The organism is Allobosea sp. FG18 (genome assembly GCF_057809495.1).
This window is the reverse complement of record NZ_JBMDKB010000092.1, coordinates 1-479: the sequence shown is the minus strand read 5'-3', so window position 1 is coordinate 479 and position 479 is coordinate 1. Positions and strand designations below refer to the sequence as shown.

Annotated in this window: 1 protein-coding gene and 1 pseudogene; both read left to right on the top strand. The window is 66.2% G+C overall.

The features are described from left to right. Positions 1-209: pseudogene (locus tag ACODTJ_RS29215) on the top strand (ABC transporter substrate-binding protein); the annotation flags it as partial. Further along, on the top strand, positions 206-479 hold a 274-nt coding region (locus tag ACODTJ_RS29210), incomplete at its 3' end, for an ATP-binding cassette domain-containing protein (protein WP_488851739.1). The pseudogene ACODTJ_RS29215 and the gene ACODTJ_RS29210, both read left to right, overlap by 4 nt.

The window sequence follows — 479 nt, the reverse complement described above, 5'->3', positions numbered from 1 at the left end:
CGCAATACCAGGCCGAGTTCACGAAATACATCACCTACGGCCCGACCAACAAGAAGGCCTATGACGGCGGTGCGATCGATGCGGCCTATGCCAAGACCCTGCCGTCCCATCCCGACAATGCCGGCAAGCAGCTGACGATCGACCTGGACTGGTACATCAAGTTCGAGGCTGAGGCCTCCTCCGCCTACCAGAACATGCTGACCGAATGAGACTGGCCGGCGATCACGAGCGGCCGCGCGATGCGGCCGCTTCCGGGCCGGGTTCCGCGACGGCCTTAGCCATCGCGGTCCGGCGGCTGAGCAAGGCCTATGGTGCGGTGCCGGTGCTGGACGAGATCGATCTCGACGTCCGGCCCGGCGAATTCCTGACCCTGCTCGGCCCCTCCGGCTCGGGCAAGACGACGCTCTTGATGGCGATCGCCGGTTTCCTGCGGCCCGACAAGGGCTCGATCCGCTTCGGCGAGCGCGAGGTCGTGCGCC